Below are 15,416 nucleotides of genomic sequence, written 5' to 3' on the forward strand. Positions count from 1 at the left end.
TATGTTGCCTTCTCAAAACAAGAAAATACTTGCAGGAACTAAAAATGAATTTGATTCTTTTACAAATATTTTTGAAAGATTCTTAGCGGTCAGTCAGCTAAAAAGTAACAATTCCGCACTGATTAAAAATGATGAAGTACTCACTTATAAAGAGCTGGCGGACAAAGCAGAATTTTTCTCAAATGCATTGGAGAATCTAGTGCTCAATAAATTTGTTTTAAAGGAAACCATTTCTATATACATGAAATTTTTGAGCAACCGGATACAATGAAAAAGTTACTTTTAGGTGACTCAAAAGGTGTCTGAAGACAAGTGAGAAAACTTCAGTTTTCTCACTTCTTGCTAAAAAGATTGGAGGAAAAGCATGCTAACTATAAAAAATTTAAGAAAGATTTATAAAGGATCAACAAAAGGAATTCAGGATCTGTCTTTAACGATAGAGCCAGGAGATATCTGTGCATTTATCGGTTCAAACGGTGCAGGAAAAACAACAACACTAAAATCAATTGTCGGCATCCATCCTTATGACCATGGACAAATTGTTCTTAATGATATCGATTTACAGAAAAATCCTAAGAAATTCAAAACCATGATCGGTTACTCTCCAGATAACCCAGATATCTATGAGAATTTACGTGGCTATGAATATCTTAATTTTATCGGCTCAATGTATGGTGTGCCTCAAAAAATCTTTGAGAAGGAGGTTGAATACCTATCTGAGCAGTTAGATTTAAAGGAAGGATTAAGCCAGTTGATTTCAAACTATTCTCATGGGATGAAGCAACGTTTAGTATTGATTTCGATTTTTCTTCACAGCCCAGATTTGATCGTTTTGGATGAACCCTTCGTTGGTTTAGATCCAAATGCTTCTTACTTTTTAAAAAATGAATTGCAAAAACGCGCAGCTGAAGGAGCAAAAATAATTTACTCCACCCATGTTTTAGAGGTAGCCGAAAAAATTTGTAATCGAGCAGTGCTGATTGATAATGGTCAAGTAAAAGTGAATGGTCTGATGGAGGAGCTGGTAGCTCAGGAATCACTAGAGGAGTTATTCAGGAGGGTGACTGTTCATGAAGAGTAAGACAATGAAACTGATTCGATTACGTTTAAGAAATCAACTTGGATTATCTAAGCTTTCTGATAATGACATTTCAGCGAAGACCCACGCTATGATTACGAATATTGGATATTTAACAGCGTTTGTCTTAGTACTAGGTTACGTTGTTACATTGCCTTATCAGATGAACCAGCTAGAAATGGTCAATCCGTATATATTTTCATTGCTGTTTTGGGTTTTTGGGATTTGGACGCTATTGTCTGGTGTCAAAAATGTTCTAGTTGGATTTGATCATGATCAGATCTTTGTCTTGCCTATAGAAGAGTGGCAGGCAAAGCTTTTGAATATTTTTTCCCAGATTATGATGCAGACTGTACTTTGTGCGATGGTTCTGTTTGTAGCTCAAATCCCAATGTTTCTGATGCATCCGTTTCCATTGATAAATTTGCTTGTTGTAGGAATTTACGCTGCTATTACGCCTTTACTGGCTGTCGGGATTAGTGTTACCGTTTCATTGCTGGTCAAATTGTTTGTTACTTTATTGAAAATAAAGAGCAATTTGGTAGAAGCTGTTTTGACTTTGTTGATATTTATTTCACCTTTACTGTATGGTTATGCAAGATATTCTCCTTTCGATGCAAAGGCTGGTGTGATAAATACATCGTTTTTAAGATATTCTCTGTTGGAAGAACTCGACGGCGGTCAGTGGTTAAAGATATTCGCTTTCTTTATCGGAGTAATCGGCGTTTTTAGTCTTCTATGTTTTGTGATTGCGAAAAAATACACTCAGGTTGTTCAGCTTATCGGCGTGAAAACAACAGCAGTCAAGCGTTATTCATTAAAGGTTAGTCCGGTATTGACGGCTCTTTTTAAAAAAGAAGCCAGTCGCTATTTTTCATCATTTTCTTATGTGATAAATACAATTTTAGCCCCTTGTGCATTGCTGCTTGTAGCTGTGGGTTTAGGGTTTGGGATCTTCCCGAAGTTGTATTCTCTTGTCTTTGAGGATCTGGATTTGACCTTATCTAGTCAATTTATCTATTATGTCATTTTTATTGCCTGCGCGACTTTGACAACAACTACATCATGTGGCTTTTCTTTTGAAGGAAAAAATGTCTGGATTATTCAAAGTCTGCCTATATCAATTACAGAATTGAGTATTGCCAAAGGATTATTGAATATCCTGTTGTTTGTGCCAGGATTGATAGTTGCAGTGATAGATTGTTGGAGCGTCTTTGGCTTAAGGGGGGCGGATTTTCTTGGACATTCCCTGTTGTTATTTGTAAATGTGATATTCATATCGGTGGTGGGACTGTTTATCAATTTGAAATTCCCAAATTTCAACTGGACAAATGAAATGGTTGTTGTAAAACAAGGGATGTCAACAATCATTACCGCAGTAATCAGTATAGTTCTAATCACTTTATCAGCTGTACTGCTACTGTTTCTGGGAATAACGGGTATTTGTGCTCTTTTAACAATAGAAATCCTGGTAATTATTTTCCTGACAGTTCAGATTAAAAAATTTGGTTATTTGTAGGAGGTTCTTATGGAAACACAAGAATATAGTTTGTTTACTGAATATAACGATACATCCGAAGTATTTGAATTTTTTCGCCTTGATGAATTATTAAAGAATTCGAGTGAAAGATTCGGCAACAAAACAGCAATTATTGATAAGGATCAGGAAATCACCTATAAAACTTTTTATGAAGAGGTGTCAAAACTAGCAGCAGAAATCACCTGTGAAAATCAGCCTGTAGGGATTATCGCAAGAAGGTCGATTCAATCAGTGATTCAAATCTTCGCAGTGCTGCAGGCCGGAAATTACTATATTCCAATCGACCCGAATTATCCTCAGGAAAAAATCGATTATATTGTAGCTAAAACCAATGCCCGTCTGCTTTTGGATGGAAACCGAATCACTTGGCTCCATCAGGAGGACGTTGAAGTGCCGTTCGACCAAAAAGTAAAACCCGGTGACCGTGTTGCTTATGTCATTTTCACTTCCGGTAGTACAGGCTTGCCGAAAGGGGTAGTGGAAACACATTATCAGGTGATGAATACATTATGGGATTTAAAGAAACGTTTATCCTTAGATGAAAATGATAATTTTCTTTGTCTTGCTTCTTTCAATTTCGATTTATCAGTTTTTGATATTTTCGGATCCGTGTTTGTAGGAGGTACTTTGTATATTGCAGAAGATCAGCGTGATTTTGCAACGATAAAAAATGTCATTGAAAAGCATAATATCACAATTTGGAATTCTGTTCCAAGTGTACTCGATTATTTCTTAAAAGAAATCGAACTGTCAGAAGCTGCCATGAACAAGCTAAGGGTCTGTATGATGAGTGGAGATTATGTTTCGACTGAACTTTCTAAAACAGTATTGAATACCTTTCCGAATAGTCAGACTTACAGCTTAGGTGGCGCAACAGAATGTTCTATTTGGTCAATTCTTTATTTGATAACAAAAGAAAATCTGTTTGATTATCCATATATCCCTTATGGATATCCAATGGCTAACCAGCGAATCTATATTCTAAATGAGGATATGACTCTGGCTGCCCCAGGTAAGGTCGGTCAGATTGCGATTGTAGGCGCTGGTGTTGCTCTAGGCTATATTGGGAATGAGATAAAAACTAATGTTACCAAGCATTGTCTAGGGGGAATTGTCAAAAGCATGAAGTGGCTTTAGTTGTTTCTAGTGAAAGGCGATCTTTTTTGAACAAATAAGTATGAAATAATTACTTTTATTAAAGAGTTGTTATAAAAGCGTAGATCAATATATAGGGATGATAGTTGTCGGCATGAACCAAGTCCGCTCTGTGTGTGATGTTTTAGTTAACTAGAATTAGATAATAAAGTTGAACATAAAAATGAGAAAAAACAGGGAGGAATATATATGACTGAAGAAGTAGCTAATCTATTTGGGATTTCACTGGAATTAGCCAAATTAATTCTGCCATTGCTGTTTGTTCACTTTTTTCTTGCATTGATTGCATTGGTTGATTTAATAAAAAACTGGAAGGCTAGAATTGTTCCTTTTTTATGGATTATCGTTGTTGTAGTATTTAGTTTTATTGGGCCAGTTCTGTACTTTATTATCGGGAGGAAGCGAAAATATGAAAATGGCTACCGGTAATTATGAATTGGAAGTAAAAATGGAACATCTCACCAAGAAATTCAAAGAACATGCTGCTGTTGATGATTTTTCATTAACGATTAACAAAGGAGACTGCATTGGACTTATTGGACCAAACGGAGCTGGGAAAACGACTCTTTTGAGAATGGTTTCAGGGATTTTAAAGGAAGACAGTGGAGATGTTCTTTTAAATAATAAACCTATTGAAAAGCAGAGACATTTAATTGGCTATTTGCCTCAATATCCTCATTTTTATGATTGGATGACAGCTGAAGAAGTTCTGGCATTTAATTCTAAATTATTCGGAATGAGCAATGAGGAGATGCGCCAACGGATTCCAGAAGTTCTAGAATTAGTGGGCCTGGTCGGCTGTGAAAAAAGAAAAGTAACTGGTTTTTCAGGAGGGATGAGACAACGGTTGGGAATTGCTCAGGCTATTATTCACAAACCTTGCTTTGTTATTTTGGATGAACCTGTTTCCGCACTTGATCCAATTGGGCGAAGAGAAGTATTGGATTTAATTGAAGTAATAAAAGTAGATACAACTGTCATCTTTTCAACCCATATCTTAAGCGATGCACAGGAAAGCTGTAATCGATTCTGTGTGTTGAAAAAGGGGAAAAAAATAGAGGATTTTTATTATGCTGATCTGCAAAAAAAACACGACAAGAACTCGCTATCTATAGAATTGAAAGAGCCTAATTCAAGCTGGATCGGTTATTTAAAGAAACTTGAAGTTATTAATAAGGTAGTTGAAATGAATAACTCGGTTTATCTGGAATCACTGAGCAGTAATCAAAACTGGACTCGCCTTGTATTAGAGAGTATTAACGAATACAATGTAGAGTTTTTGAAAATCGATGTGGGCAAATTCTCATTGGAAGAGTATTTTATGGAGTTAGTAGGTGGAACGATTGCGTAATTTATTAGTTTTGTTAAAAAAAGAGTGGACAGAATGTATTAGAGACTATAAGGTAGTATGGTTGCCGCTGGTTTTTATAGGGGTTGGCATCATGCAGCCACTGACTATGAAACTGCTGCCGGAAATGATTGGAGAAAGTAGTGGGCTGATGATCGATCCGAATGCCAAAATTGCCACGGGGAATGAAATTTATGCCGGTGTTTTTGGACAGTTGAATCAATTCGGACTGTTGATTTCGGCTATCCTGCTGATGGGTTGCATCGTAAAAGAAGAACAAAGCGGGATTTTGGATACTTTGTTCTCAAAGCCAATCAATACAGGCAACTATCTGGTCAGTAAATACTTATCAAATATTGTGCTTATGTTGGTAAGTATTGTCATTGGCTCCTTTGCGGGCGTTTATTATACAAATATTTACTACAGTCCAGTCGATATGGATTTGTATATAAAAGCGCTGTTGATTTATAGCGTATGGTTTCTTTTCGTTATTAGTTTAGGAGTGACTGCTAGCGCGGTAGTCAAAACACAGATCCAGGCAGCAGCAATCACAGTGATTATTCCTACTATACTGATGATTATCGGCAACTATTCAAATCCTGTGTTAGATGCTGTTCTTCCAAGCAGTCTAAGTAATAAGGCTGTGTCAATCATGTTAGGACAGCCGTTAGTCGGCGGATGGGAATGGAATGTTCTTATTACAATCCTTATTATCATCGGATTGTATGTACTTGCTTATTCAAGAATGAGATACAAGCGAAGAGGCTAGCTTAAAATTTGACAGAACGATTTGTCGGATTTTTATAGGGTCACTGGAATATAAAAGGGAAAATAAAGATGTTGAGCCAGCAGTCATATAGATTGTTGGCTCAGCATTTGCTTTTACTAGCTGTTATAGTGTTTGCTTATTGAAATTTGTCAGTAAATCGGATAAATTGATTTGTTCAATTGATTGTATGGCTTTCACAGAGTAGCATACTGCTAATCAAGAAAAGCTGGAATCCGTGTGAAAGAATCGGTTACAAACTTCATTAGAAAAGAAATTAAAGTTAAAGGGAAACCAAGAGAAGTCAGCAATCGACCGACCTTGGAAGAGGAATTTTCTAGGGTTTAGCTTTACGCTGGGGAAAGAAGTGAAGATTAGAATCTCCAACGAAAGTAAGAAACGAGTGAAGAAGAAAATTCGAGATCTCACAGCGAGATTAAAATCTATATCAACGGAACAAAGAATTGAGAAACTCAATCAATATCTAATTGGTTGGTGAGGATATGATGCATTAAGCGACACGCCGTCCATATGTAAAGAACGAGACAAGTGGATTCGAAGAAGGTTCCGAATGGTTATGTGGAAATAATGGAAATTACCAAGGACAAGGAGAAAGAAACTCCAATCTTTTGGTATCGCCAAACAGACAGCATACGAATGGAGTCATTCTAGAAAACAATAATGGAGAATCTCAAAAAGTCCAATTCTACAAAGACCCCTAGACAATTCGTATTGGGAAAGTCTAGGGCTCAGAAGTTTGAGTAATAGATATTCAATGATTCGTCAGACTTAATTGAACCGCTGTATACAGAATCGTACGTACGGTGGTGTGAGAGATCGAGGGGGAATCACCCTCTCCTACTCGATTATCTTAGTATTAAAAAGTTTTACCATGTTCTTTAAGCTCATATTGTGAAATACTCGATTTTTGCATAAAAGTTTTACCATGTTCTGCTTGCAATATGTTTGAAGGAGTATCACTTATAAAGCCTACCAATAATAATGTTAATCCAACTGAAATACCAAAGAATTTAAATGTTTTTTCATTATTTTAAGGCCTCTGGTTCTTTTTTTATAATTGCACCAAAATTAATAATAATTAGTTATTGATGTGAATATTTCTCAACAAAATACTATTGATTTTTTTAGGAGATATTTGTTATTTACTTTGTTTTCTATTTCTCCTTTTTTGGCCCAATATCAGCATTACTGTAACCAGGGGGAAAGTAAATACTTAACGTTTCTTCTTTTTAAAAGGTATGTAGGTTAAAATTAAACATGTAAAACATATGATAAAAATGATAAGTTGCTTCATTATCTCTCCCTCTCACACTTTTTTCCATCTCTAATTAAGTATAGCAGAAATGAATCTAAAGGGGGACAGCCAATAAAACTAGGCTAAGGACTATTTTCACGGTAACAATACTGTAGATTTTCTGTATAAAGCATGAAATGATATCTAAATGTACAATATTTATACTTTTGGTGACGTGACCCCATGCACATCAACTTAAGAATATTTATTATCCCAAAGTGCAAATAACGTTGCTGCGTAAAAAAAGAAAAAGAACTTCTGATGTTTGAAAAATGAATTAAAGAAGGACGCATAAATCATACCTTTTTCAGATGTTAATACGCAAGGAAAATTCATTTATTAATCAAATAGCTCTCTTGGAATCATTTTTTTTGATTCTCGAATCGTAAAAAAATAAATAGGTATTTTTTCTATTGGTACTTCTTTAATTGGTTCTAAGTTACCATTACAAATGGGTAAAAAAGCTAATCCCTTTCCTTGAGCAATAAATTCCTTAATAAGTGAATAAGAATCTAGTTGCTGAAGCTGCTTTTGAGAAAGGTTATTCTTCTTTATGAATTCGATTGTATAATTTCTAAAGGGACATTGTTTATCATGGCTAACAAAAAAGAATTCCTTTGAATATTCAATATTGGATAATCCTTTTGCTTTTAGTAAACCCATAGAAATTGTTGAACTAAATGCTTTTTGAAATACTGGATCAGAGTAATCCTCATAAGTTATGACCATATCAACTCTTTGTTTCTTTAATAGTTGGTGCAAATAATTATTACTTTCCATATATATTTGATAATTCCTGAAATTTTCTTTGATACGTATACTTAAATAATCTGACAAAATAGACTGTGACGTTGCTATTCGATAAGAAGCGTCACTCATTTTAATTTCATTTTTGGCTTCCTCTATTAGATTTAATATTTTATTAGTATAATCTAACAAAATATCGCCTGATGGCAATAGGGAAACACCTTTGTTATTTCTATGTAGTAGCGGTGTTTCTAATTCTTGTTCTAATCTTTTAATTCGTTCAGTTACATTTGGTTGAACATAACCTAATTCTTTTGCAGCCTTACTAATTGACCCTTCACTTACTACAGTTTTAAATATGATAAGATCATTGATTTCCATTCATTTCAACCCCTTATTAGGTATCATTATAAATGATATAGAGCATCATTTATACCTATTTTACACTGTCTTAATGCCAAACTATTATAATATATATAATATCGAAAGTGAGTGATAAACATGATTGGGATGCAATATAAGATTATGATATGGAGATTATTAGACAAAGGGTAAAACAGAATGGGCATAAAACAGATGGGTTTCAAGGGCTGAATTTTAAGGTTTATTTAATTACTGAGGCTGTGGAAAATAAGAATCTATATAATTCTTATGCCCCATTATATATTTGGAATAACCATGAGGGAATGAACAAATTTATCTTTGATGGTTTTTATGACAATATTTTAGAATCCTTTGGATGGCAACAAATTAATATTGGTGTTCCTTTATCTATTCATTTGGATAAAAATTTTAATAATAGTAGATATGTTGTTGAATATACAGGGAATATTTCTAAAAGTAAATCGTTAAGTCGAATTCTATTGAATACCAATAATCAATATGTGAACAATGCAGAAAAAAGTTTGGGGAATGTATTAGTGTATAATCCCGATAAATGGGGCTATAGTCAATTTAGTTTTTATCGAGAAAAACCAGAATTTAACTCACTAGACAACCTTAAATTATATGAAGTTTTATATATATCACAATAGAAATTAACCTCAAAAACGATACAATAAGAAAAGGAATGAGAATATATGCCTTTTGTTAACGTTTACTATCCTAAAGGTCTTTTGAAGAAAGAAGAATTAAAAAAGGTGAGTAATAGTATTCACCATTCGTTGATTGAATATTTTGAAATACCTAAAAATGATTATTTTCAAATGTTTTTTCCCTACTCTTCTAATCAATTTTTTTATGATTCGGATTATCTGTTAGAAGGAGAGGAAAAGAGAACAGAAAACATGATGTACGTTTCCATTACATGTGGGCCAGGAAGAACGATAAATCAGAAAAAGAGGTTGTATAAATCTATATCAAAAGCTATTTCTAATCATTTAAGCATCTCTACAGCTGATATTTTTATTATATTAAACGAGACATCGGCTGAAAACTGGTCATTTGGTCAAGGAGTAGTGCAATTGGCTAATATGAAGGAGGGAAAAGAATAGTGAATGATCGTATCGAATCCAATATACCAAAGAAAATGCGGGAAATGGCTCCTGATTTTGTTGAGTATAGTGAAAATATACTATTTGACAAAATATGGAGAAATCCTACTTTAACATCTAGAGAAAGAAGTTTATGTACATTATCTGCTCTCATTAGTATAGGTAATACTGAACAATTGCCATTTCATCTACAATTAGCTGAAAAAAATGGAATTAGCGAAAAGGAAATTATTGCTTTGATAACACATATGGCATTTTACGTTGGATGGCCTAAAGCTGCCTCTTCATTAAATCTAATAATCAATTAAATATGAAAATTTAATAATTAGCATGACTTTGAACGCTCTTGTGCTAAAGGATATGGCAATAACTTAATATTCATAATAATCTATTATTTGAAGTTGTAGCATAAAATACAATTCTGTTAGGAATATATACATTTTAGTGGCTTTCATTTTATTTTTATATTAGAACCATAATGAATACGAGAGGGGACATTATGGATACATTATTAAAAAATAAAATTACTTAGTAAACAAGAACCAAAAACATTAGAGCAAATGGTTTTAAAATTAACCGAAGAGGCTGGTGAGACATCTCAAGCACTAAAAGTAAATGGCAGTGAATATAGGAAATTAGAAATGAATGATGTCAAGGAAGAGTGTATAGATGTGATTCTCGTATCACTCGCTTTATTTTATAAACTAACGGAAAATGAAAATGAATGGAGAAAAAAATGAAAAAGTGGGAGAATGGAATGCGATAAATACTATTTTTGAAACTACTAGCATGAACTAGTAGTTTTTGTTTTTATGAACATTTTTTACATTTAGTTTATAAATTGAATATTCATATGTCATTTATCCCGTCAGTAAGACTTCAATATATATAATAGGGATGAATTTGTCAGTTATTATTTTCAGATATTTGTTGAGAAAATATGAATTTAAAAATGTAGTAAATTGCTACTTTTATCATGTCTGTGGTTGAAGTGTAAATATAAATATACTTGTTTCAGAGGGAAAAGGTACAGTTTTTGAGCAAATGACTGTTTTTATAATAGATGATATTAATATTTTACTATATAAATATAATTAAAAGTTTTATCTGAAAAATAAAAAAATATTGACAAGATTATCGAGAAACATTATCATTTCGTTGTGAGTGAAGAAAATGAAAATCATTATCAATTGAATTGATTTCGAAAATCAAAGTAAAAATACGAAAATCTATACTTGACAGATAAGTTTACTATGTATATTATTTTTGTTGAGATACAATTGATAATGATTATCAATATCGATTCAAGGGATCTTATTTTCTCATATTAGACAGGAATAAGAAATCGATTTTAAAAAGAAAGGACTTGGGGATATGAGTTGTAACGAGTTCAAGGGGAAAATAGCCTTAGTTACTGGGGCAGCCCAAGGAATTGGTAAAACAGTGGCCAGTATGCTTGCTGAGAGGGGGGCTGAAGTTGCTGCTGTAGATACAAACCTTTCAGCTCTTCAATTACTTTCACATTCTCATGAATTAGAAGGAACAATTTTGAAAGCGTTCCAATTAGATGTCAGTAACCGTGCGGCAGTAGAAAGAGTAGTAGATCAAATTGAAAATGAAATGGGATCTATTGATATTTTAGTAAATGTTGCTGGTATTTTACGAATGGGTCAAATTCCATCTTTTAGTGATGAAGATTGGGATGCCACTTTTTCTGTCAATTCTACAGGTGTGTTTTATATATCACGTGCAGTTAGTAAACGTATGATGGGGAGAAAGTCTGGCGTAATTGTGACGGTTGGTTCAAATGCAGCAAATATTCCGAGAATAGGGATGGCGGCATATGCAGCATCAAAAGCGGCGGTAACGATGTTTACAAAATGTTTAGGACTAGAGCTTGCAGAGTACAATATTCGCTGTAATGTAGTTTCGCCAGGTTCAACCGAAACAGAGATGCAGCGGCAACTTTGGACAGATAAAAATGGGCCTGAAAGGATTATTGCAGGTTCACAAGATACATATAGATTGGGAATTCCACTTCAAAAAATAGCGACACCTGTAGAAATTGCTGAAGGAGTATTATTTTTAGCTTCAGATAAGGCAAGTCATATTACGATGCATAATTTATGTATCGATGGTGGTGCGACTTTAGGAGTTTAAAAAGTCATTACGGGAGGAATTTCAAATTATGAATCATACAGCTACTTTAAACGAATTAGCGACAAGTTTATTGCGAGATTACAAAGCTGGGTCTTCGTTCTTTTTTACTTCACCATATCGAACGATGCTAGCTGAAGGAACATTTGCCACAGTTAAGCATAGTCAGGCAAAAAATTTCCCTGAGATTGTTCAATCTGTATTAAAAAGTGCAAAACAAGCGGGACATCAAAATCCCATTGTAGTAGGGGCGCTACCTTTTGATCGAACAAAAACAATGCAACTTATTGTTCCTCAGGAAACAAGAGTTACAGATCGTTTACAGTGGGATGTTGGAGAACAAACTCAGGACTCTTCCTCTGTACATAAATTTAAAATGAAGCCAATCCCAATGCCTTCAGAATATATGCGTGGTGTGGAGCAAGGGATAGCAAAAATAAAGAGTGGTGACTTAAAAAAAATCGTTTTATCAAGATTGTTAGATGTTTATTCTTCAAGGGAAATTGATGTTCAGAAATTGCTATATGATTTAGCAAAACACAATCCACATGGTTATACGTTTGCGGTAGATTTACCGAATAATGAGGATGATACAAAGCAGAAACGCACTCGGACCTTGATAGGAGCTAGTCCCGAATTGCTTGTTTCAAGAAGAGGAATGCAAGTTATTTCTAACCCACTTGCAGGATCTAGACCTCGAAGTGGAGATCCTGCTGAAGATAAGAGGCGAGCAGAAGAATTACTTTCCTCAGAGAAAGATTTACATGAACATGCGGTTGTTGTAGAAGCAGTGGCGGCAGCGCTTCGTCCCTATTGCCGTACGTTACATGTGCCAGAAAAACCATCACTCATTCATAGTGAAACGATGTGGCATTTATCTACAGAAGTGAAAGGGACGCTACTGGATGAATCTATTTCTGCATTAGAATTAGCATCCGCACTTCATCCGACACCTGCTGTTTGCGGAACACCTACCGAAAAAGCACGTGAAGCAATTCAAGAAATTGAACCATTTGATCGAGAGTTTTTCACGGGCATGCTTGGTTGGAGTGATATAAATGGTGATGGGGAATGGATTGTAACAATTCGCTGTGCAGAAGTAGAAGAGAATTCACTTCGTTTATATGCCGGAGCCGGTATTGTTGCGGAATCAAAGCCTGAGGATGAATTAGCAGAAACATCAGCTAAATTCCGTACGATGCTTCAAGCTATGGGATTAAATGAGGACTCATTGGAGGGATAAATGATGTTATCAGGATGTTATGAATGGCCTAAAGAATTTGCAAATCGGTACAGAGAAGCCGGTTGTTGGCGCGGAGAAACGTTTGGAGAAATGCTCAGAGAACGGGCTATCAAGTATGGTGAACGCATTGCATTGACGAGCGGGGAACATCATATAAGTTATAAAGAATTTGATAAACGAGTGGATCGTTTAGCCGCTGGTTTTCTATCGCTAGGGATTAAAAAAACAGATCGTGTCGTTCTTCAGTTACCCAATATTATAGAGTTTTTTGAAGTGTGTTTTGCACTTTTTCGAATTGGGGCTCTTCCGGTGTTCGCTCTGCCAGCACATCGAAGTAGCGAGATTTGTTATTTTTGTGAATTTGCTGAAGCTACTGCTTATATTATTGCAGATAAACAACTTGGATTTGACTATCGAAATCTTGCAAGAGACGTGAAAAGAAAAGTACCGACATTGAAGCATATCATTGTTGTTGGTGAGGAAGAAGAGTTTGTTGGAATTCATGATTTATATAGAGAACCAGTTGACTTACCTGAAGTGAAATCTAGCGATGTAGCTTTCTTACAACTATCAGGAGGGACAACAGGACTACCGAAACTCATTCCAAGAACACACGATGACTATATTTATAGTTTACGAGTAAGCGCTGAGATTTGTCGATTGAATGAGGATAGTGTATATCTCGTTGTTCTTCCGGTTGCTCATAATTACCCGCTCAGCTCACCAGGAACTCTCGGAACATTTTATGCTGGGGGAAGGGTTGTGCTCGCTTCTGGAGGGAGTCCCGATGAAGCGTTTGCTTTAATTGAGAAGGAACGCGTCACAATTACAGCGCTTGTACCGCCGCTTGCGATGATATGGCTGGATGCAAAAGCATCGCGCCATAATGATTTATCTAGCCTTCAAGTTTTGCAAGTTGGAGGTGCAAAGTTTAGCGCAGAAGCTGCGAAACGTATACGTCCTACATTTGGGTGTACATTGCAACAAGTATTTGGCATGGCAGAAGGGTTAGTCAATTATACAAGACTTGATGATTCTGAAGAAATGATTATTCATACGCAAGGGCGACCTATGTCAGAGTTTGATGAAGTACGTGTCGTAGATGAAAATGACTGTGACGTAAAGACGGGTGAAGTGGGAAGGCTATTAACTCGTGGTCCCTATACGATTCGCGGTTATTATAAAGCGGAAGAACATAATGCGAAATCTTTTACACCTGATGGTTTTTATCGTACAGGTGATCTCGTGAAAATAAATGAGAACGGGTATTTAGTCGTCGAAGGTCGCGATAAAGATCAAATTAATCGCGGAGGGGAAAAAGTAGCAGCAGAAGAGGTAGAAAATCATCTGTTAGCCCATCATTCCGTTCATGATGCTGCAATTGTATCAATGCCTGATGAGTATTTAGGAGAACGTACTTGTGCTTTCATCATCGCGCGCGGACAACAGCCATCCGTAGGAGAGCTAAAAACATTTTTAAGAGAACGCGGAATTGCGGCGTATAAAATTCCGGATCGAATTGAATTTGTTAAAGCGTTTCCGCAAACTGGTGTAGGGAAAGTAAGTAAGAAAGACTTACGAAAAGCAATTGCTGAAAGATTACAGTCTACCATTCATTCATAATGTTTTCATCATATATTCAATTAACTTGAAAGGAAGTGATTAGATGGCGATTCCTGCTATCTCCATATATAAAATGCCAACTGAATCAGATTTACCAATGAATAAAGTAACGTGGAAACTAGATCCAAAACGTGCAGCACTTCTTATTCACGACATGCAAGAATATTTTCTTGATGCGTACTGTGATGAAGAATCTCCAAAAGTAGAGCTCATTTCTAATATTCAGCGAATAAGACAAACTTGTAAGGGACTTCATGTACCCGTTATTTACACTGCACAGCCAGGTGGACAAACATTGGAACAAAGGGGGTTATTACAAGATTTTTGGGGTGCTGGTATTCCAGAAGGACCATATAAACAGAAAATTGTTGATGAACTTGCACCTGATGACCATGATATTTTTCTTACAAAATGGAGATATAGTGCCTTTAAAAAGACAAATTTATTAGAAATTTTGCATGAACAAGGTCGTGATCAATTAATCATTTGCGGTGTATATGCACATATTGGATGTCTCTTAACAGCATGTGAAGCGTTTATGGATGGGATTCAACCTTTCTTCATCGCTGATGCAGTTGCCGATTTTTCATTCGATCATCATAGACAAGCCATGCAATATGCATCCGATCGATGTGCGGTAACAACAACAACGAATGCAGTATTAACAGATTTCCAACGTTTAAAAGAGGAAAGTGAATCAGCCATTACACTACAAATGATACGTGAACAAGTCGCCCAGCTACTGCGCGAGTCCCCAGCCGATATTGCAAATGATGAAAATTTACTAAATCGCGGATTAGACTCTGTTAGATTAATGAGTTTAGTAGAGAAGTGGCGCCAAATTGGTGTAGAAGTTACTTTCGCTGATTTGGCAGAACACCCAACCATTTCAGACTGGTTTCGAATGATAGCATCACAAAAAGAAAGAGTACTGTAAATTGCAGATTACAA

16 protein-coding genes and 1 pseudogene are annotated in these 15,416 nt (G+C 35.4%); 16 read left to right on the forward strand and 1 reads right to left on the reverse strand.

The genetic code is table 11. The annotated features are described in order from the left end of the window. Position 1: 1 nt before the first annotated feature. From MR059_RS05970 to MR059_RS22210, 8 genes and pseudogenes are all read left to right on the forward strand, one after another. Positions 2 to 271 carry a hypothetical protein gene (locus tag MR059_RS05970; protein WP_157671210.1) on the forward strand — a complete coding sequence of 90 codons (270 nt, stop codon included), beginning with the start codon at positions 2 to 4 and terminating at the stop codon, positions 269 to 271. Between the two features lie 93 nt (positions 272 to 364). Next, a complete protein-coding gene (locus MR059_RS05975; RefSeq protein ID WP_012094232.1) occupies positions 365 to 1,081 on the forward strand; it encodes an ABC transporter ATP-binding protein in 717 nt (238 codons plus the stop codon). Further along, the gene (locus MR059_RS05980) at positions 1,071 to 2,597 is read left to right on the forward strand and encodes a hypothetical protein (RefSeq protein ID WP_048722912.1); all 1,527 of its coding nucleotides are present in this window, start codon (positions 1,071 to 1,073) and stop codon (positions 2,595 to 2,597) included. Before MR059_RS05975 ends, MR059_RS05980 begins: the two co-directional genes overlap by 11 nt. Before the next feature lie 9 nt (positions 2,598 to 2,606). Next, positions 2,607 to 3,755 carry an AMP-binding protein gene (locus MR059_RS05985; protein WP_048722914.1) on the forward strand — a complete coding sequence of 383 codons (1,149 nt, stop codon included), beginning with the start codon at positions 2,607 to 2,609 and terminating at the stop codon, positions 3,753 to 3,755. Positions 3,756 to 3,962: 207 nt separating this feature from the next. Next, positions 3,963 to 4,202 carry a PLD nuclease N-terminal domain-containing protein gene (locus MR059_RS05990; RefSeq protein ID WP_012094235.1) on the forward strand — a complete coding sequence of 80 codons (240 nt, stop codon included), beginning with the start codon at positions 3,963 to 3,965 and terminating at the stop codon, positions 4,200 to 4,202. Beyond that, positions 4,183 to 5,124, forward strand: coding sequence for an ABC transporter ATP-binding protein (locus tag MR059_RS05995; RefSeq protein ID WP_048722916.1), 942 nt, complete (start codon positions 4,183 to 4,185; stop codon positions 5,122 to 5,124). Before MR059_RS05990 ends, MR059_RS05995 begins: the two co-directional genes overlap by 20 nt. Next, positions 5,108 to 5,890, forward strand: a complete 783-nt coding sequence (locus MR059_RS06000; protein ID WP_012094237.1) for an ABC transporter permease — start codon at positions 5,108 to 5,110, stop codon at positions 5,888 to 5,890. Before MR059_RS05995 ends, MR059_RS06000 begins: the two co-directional genes overlap by 17 nt. A 216-nt stretch (positions 5,891 to 6,106) precedes the next feature. Beyond that, positions 6,107 to 6,680 (forward strand): annotated as a pseudogene (locus MR059_RS22210) (group II intron maturase-specific domain-containing protein); the annotation flags it as partial. 861 nt (positions 6,681 to 7,541) lie between these two features. On the opposite strand, the gene MR059_RS06010 reads toward MR059_RS22210, so the two are convergent. Further along, a complete protein-coding gene (locus MR059_RS06010) occupies positions 7,542 to 8,330 on the reverse strand; it encodes a LysR family transcriptional regulator (RefSeq protein WP_048722919.1) in 789 nt (262 codons plus the stop codon). 149 nt (positions 8,331 to 8,479) lie between these two features. Between MR059_RS06010 and MR059_RS06015 the strand changes: the two genes are divergently transcribed. From MR059_RS06015 to MR059_RS06050, 8 genes are all read left to right on the forward strand, one after another. Continuing rightward, on the forward strand, positions 8,480 to 8,983 hold the full coding sequence (locus MR059_RS06015) for a DUF4865 family protein (RefSeq protein WP_370684827.1): 504 nt from the start codon (positions 8,480 to 8,482) through the stop codon (positions 8,981 to 8,983). A gap of 45 nt (positions 8,984 to 9,028) precedes the next feature. Next, positions 9,029 to 9,442 (forward strand): tautomerase family protein, encoded by a 414-nt coding sequence (locus tag MR059_RS06020; protein ID WP_048722921.1) that lies wholly within the window; start codon positions 9,029 to 9,031, stop codon positions 9,440 to 9,442. Then, entirely contained in the window at positions 9,442 to 9,750 is a 309-nt protein-coding gene (locus MR059_RS06025) for a carboxymuconolactone decarboxylase family protein (protein ID WP_012094241.1), read from the forward strand. Before MR059_RS06020 ends, MR059_RS06025 begins: the two co-directional genes overlap by 1 nt. Before the next feature lie 252 nt (positions 9,751 to 10,002). After that, on the forward strand, positions 10,003 to 10,182 hold the full coding sequence (locus MR059_RS06030; protein WP_235436362.1) for a nucleoside triphosphate pyrophosphohydrolase family protein: 180 nt from the start codon (positions 10,003 to 10,005) through the stop codon (positions 10,180 to 10,182). Between the two features lie 634 nt (positions 10,183 to 10,816). Then, positions 10,817 to 11,602 (forward strand): 2,3-dihydro-2,3-dihydroxybenzoate dehydrogenase, encoded by a 786-nt coding sequence (locus MR059_RS06035; RefSeq protein WP_048722923.1) that lies wholly within the window; start codon positions 10,817 to 10,819, stop codon positions 11,600 to 11,602. Between the two features lie 28 nt (positions 11,603 to 11,630). Next, positions 11,631 to 12,842, forward strand: a complete 1,212-nt coding sequence (gene dhbC / locus MR059_RS06040; RefSeq protein WP_048722926.1) for an isochorismate synthase DhbC — start codon at positions 11,631 to 11,633, stop codon at positions 12,840 to 12,842. Between the two features lie 3 nt (positions 12,843 to 12,845). Next, positions 12,846 to 14,465, forward strand: coding sequence for a (2,3-dihydroxybenzoyl)adenylate synthase (locus tag MR059_RS06045; RefSeq protein ID WP_041810358.1), 1,620 nt, complete (start codon positions 12,846 to 12,848; stop codon positions 14,463 to 14,465). A gap of 43 nt (positions 14,466 to 14,508) precedes the next feature. Further along, on the forward strand, positions 14,509 to 15,402 hold the full coding sequence (locus tag MR059_RS06050) for an isochorismatase family protein (protein ID WP_012094246.1): 894 nt from the start codon (positions 14,509 to 14,511) through the stop codon (positions 15,400 to 15,402). Positions 15,403 to 15,416: the final 14 nt, after the last annotated feature.

This window comes from Bacillus cereus group sp. BfR-BA-01522, from assembly GCF_022662635.1.
GTDB lineage: Bacteria > Bacillota > Bacilli > Bacillales > Bacillaceae_G > Bacillus_A > Bacillus_A cytotoxicus.

Bases quoted from the DNA above. Each gene is read 5' to 3' on its own strand.
- MR059_RS05970 (WP_157671210.1), top strand. From the start codon at position 2: ATGTTGCCTTCTCAAAACAAGAAAATACTTGCAGGAACTAAAAATGAA.
- MR059_RS05975 (WP_012094232.1), top strand. From the start codon at position 365: ATGCTAACTATAAAAAATTTAAGAAAGATTTATAAAGGATCAACAAAA.
- MR059_RS05980 (WP_048722912.1), top strand. From the start codon at position 1,071: ATGAAGAGTAAGACAATGAAACTGATTCGATTACGTTTAAGAAATCAA.
- MR059_RS05985 (WP_048722914.1), top strand. From the start codon at position 2,607: ATGGAAACACAAGAATATAGTTTGTTTACTGAATATAACGATACATCC.
- MR059_RS05990 (WP_012094235.1), top strand. From the start codon at position 3,963: ATGACTGAAGAAGTAGCTAATCTATTTGGGATTTCACTGGAATTAGCC.
- MR059_RS05995 (WP_048722916.1), top strand. From the start codon at position 4,183: ATGAAAATGGCTACCGGTAATTATGAATTGGAAGTAAAAATGGAACAT.
- MR059_RS06010 (WP_048722919.1), bottom strand. From the start codon at position 8,330: ATGGAAATCAATGATCTTATCATATTTAAAACTGTAGTAAGTGAAGGG.
- MR059_RS06015 (WP_370684827.1), top strand. From the start codon at position 8,480: ATGGAGATTATTAGACAAAGGGTAAAACAGAATGGGCATAAAACAGAT.
- MR059_RS06020 (WP_048722921.1), top strand. From the start codon at position 9,029: ATGCCTTTTGTTAACGTTTACTATCCTAAAGGTCTTTTGAAGAAAGAA.
- MR059_RS06030 (WP_235436362.1), top strand. From the start codon at position 10,003: ATGGTTTTAAAATTAACCGAAGAGGCTGGTGAGACATCTCAAGCACTA.
- MR059_RS06035 (WP_048722923.1), top strand. From the start codon at position 10,817: ATGAGTTGTAACGAGTTCAAGGGGAAAATAGCCTTAGTTACTGGGGCA.
- dhbC (WP_048722926.1), top strand. From the start codon at position 11,631: ATGAATCATACAGCTACTTTAAACGAATTAGCGACAAGTTTATTGCGA.
- MR059_RS06045 (WP_041810358.1), top strand. From the start codon at position 12,846: ATGTTATCAGGATGTTATGAATGGCCTAAAGAATTTGCAAATCGGTAC.
- MR059_RS06050 (WP_012094246.1), top strand. From the start codon at position 14,509: ATGGCGATTCCTGCTATCTCCATATATAAAATGCCAACTGAATCAGAT.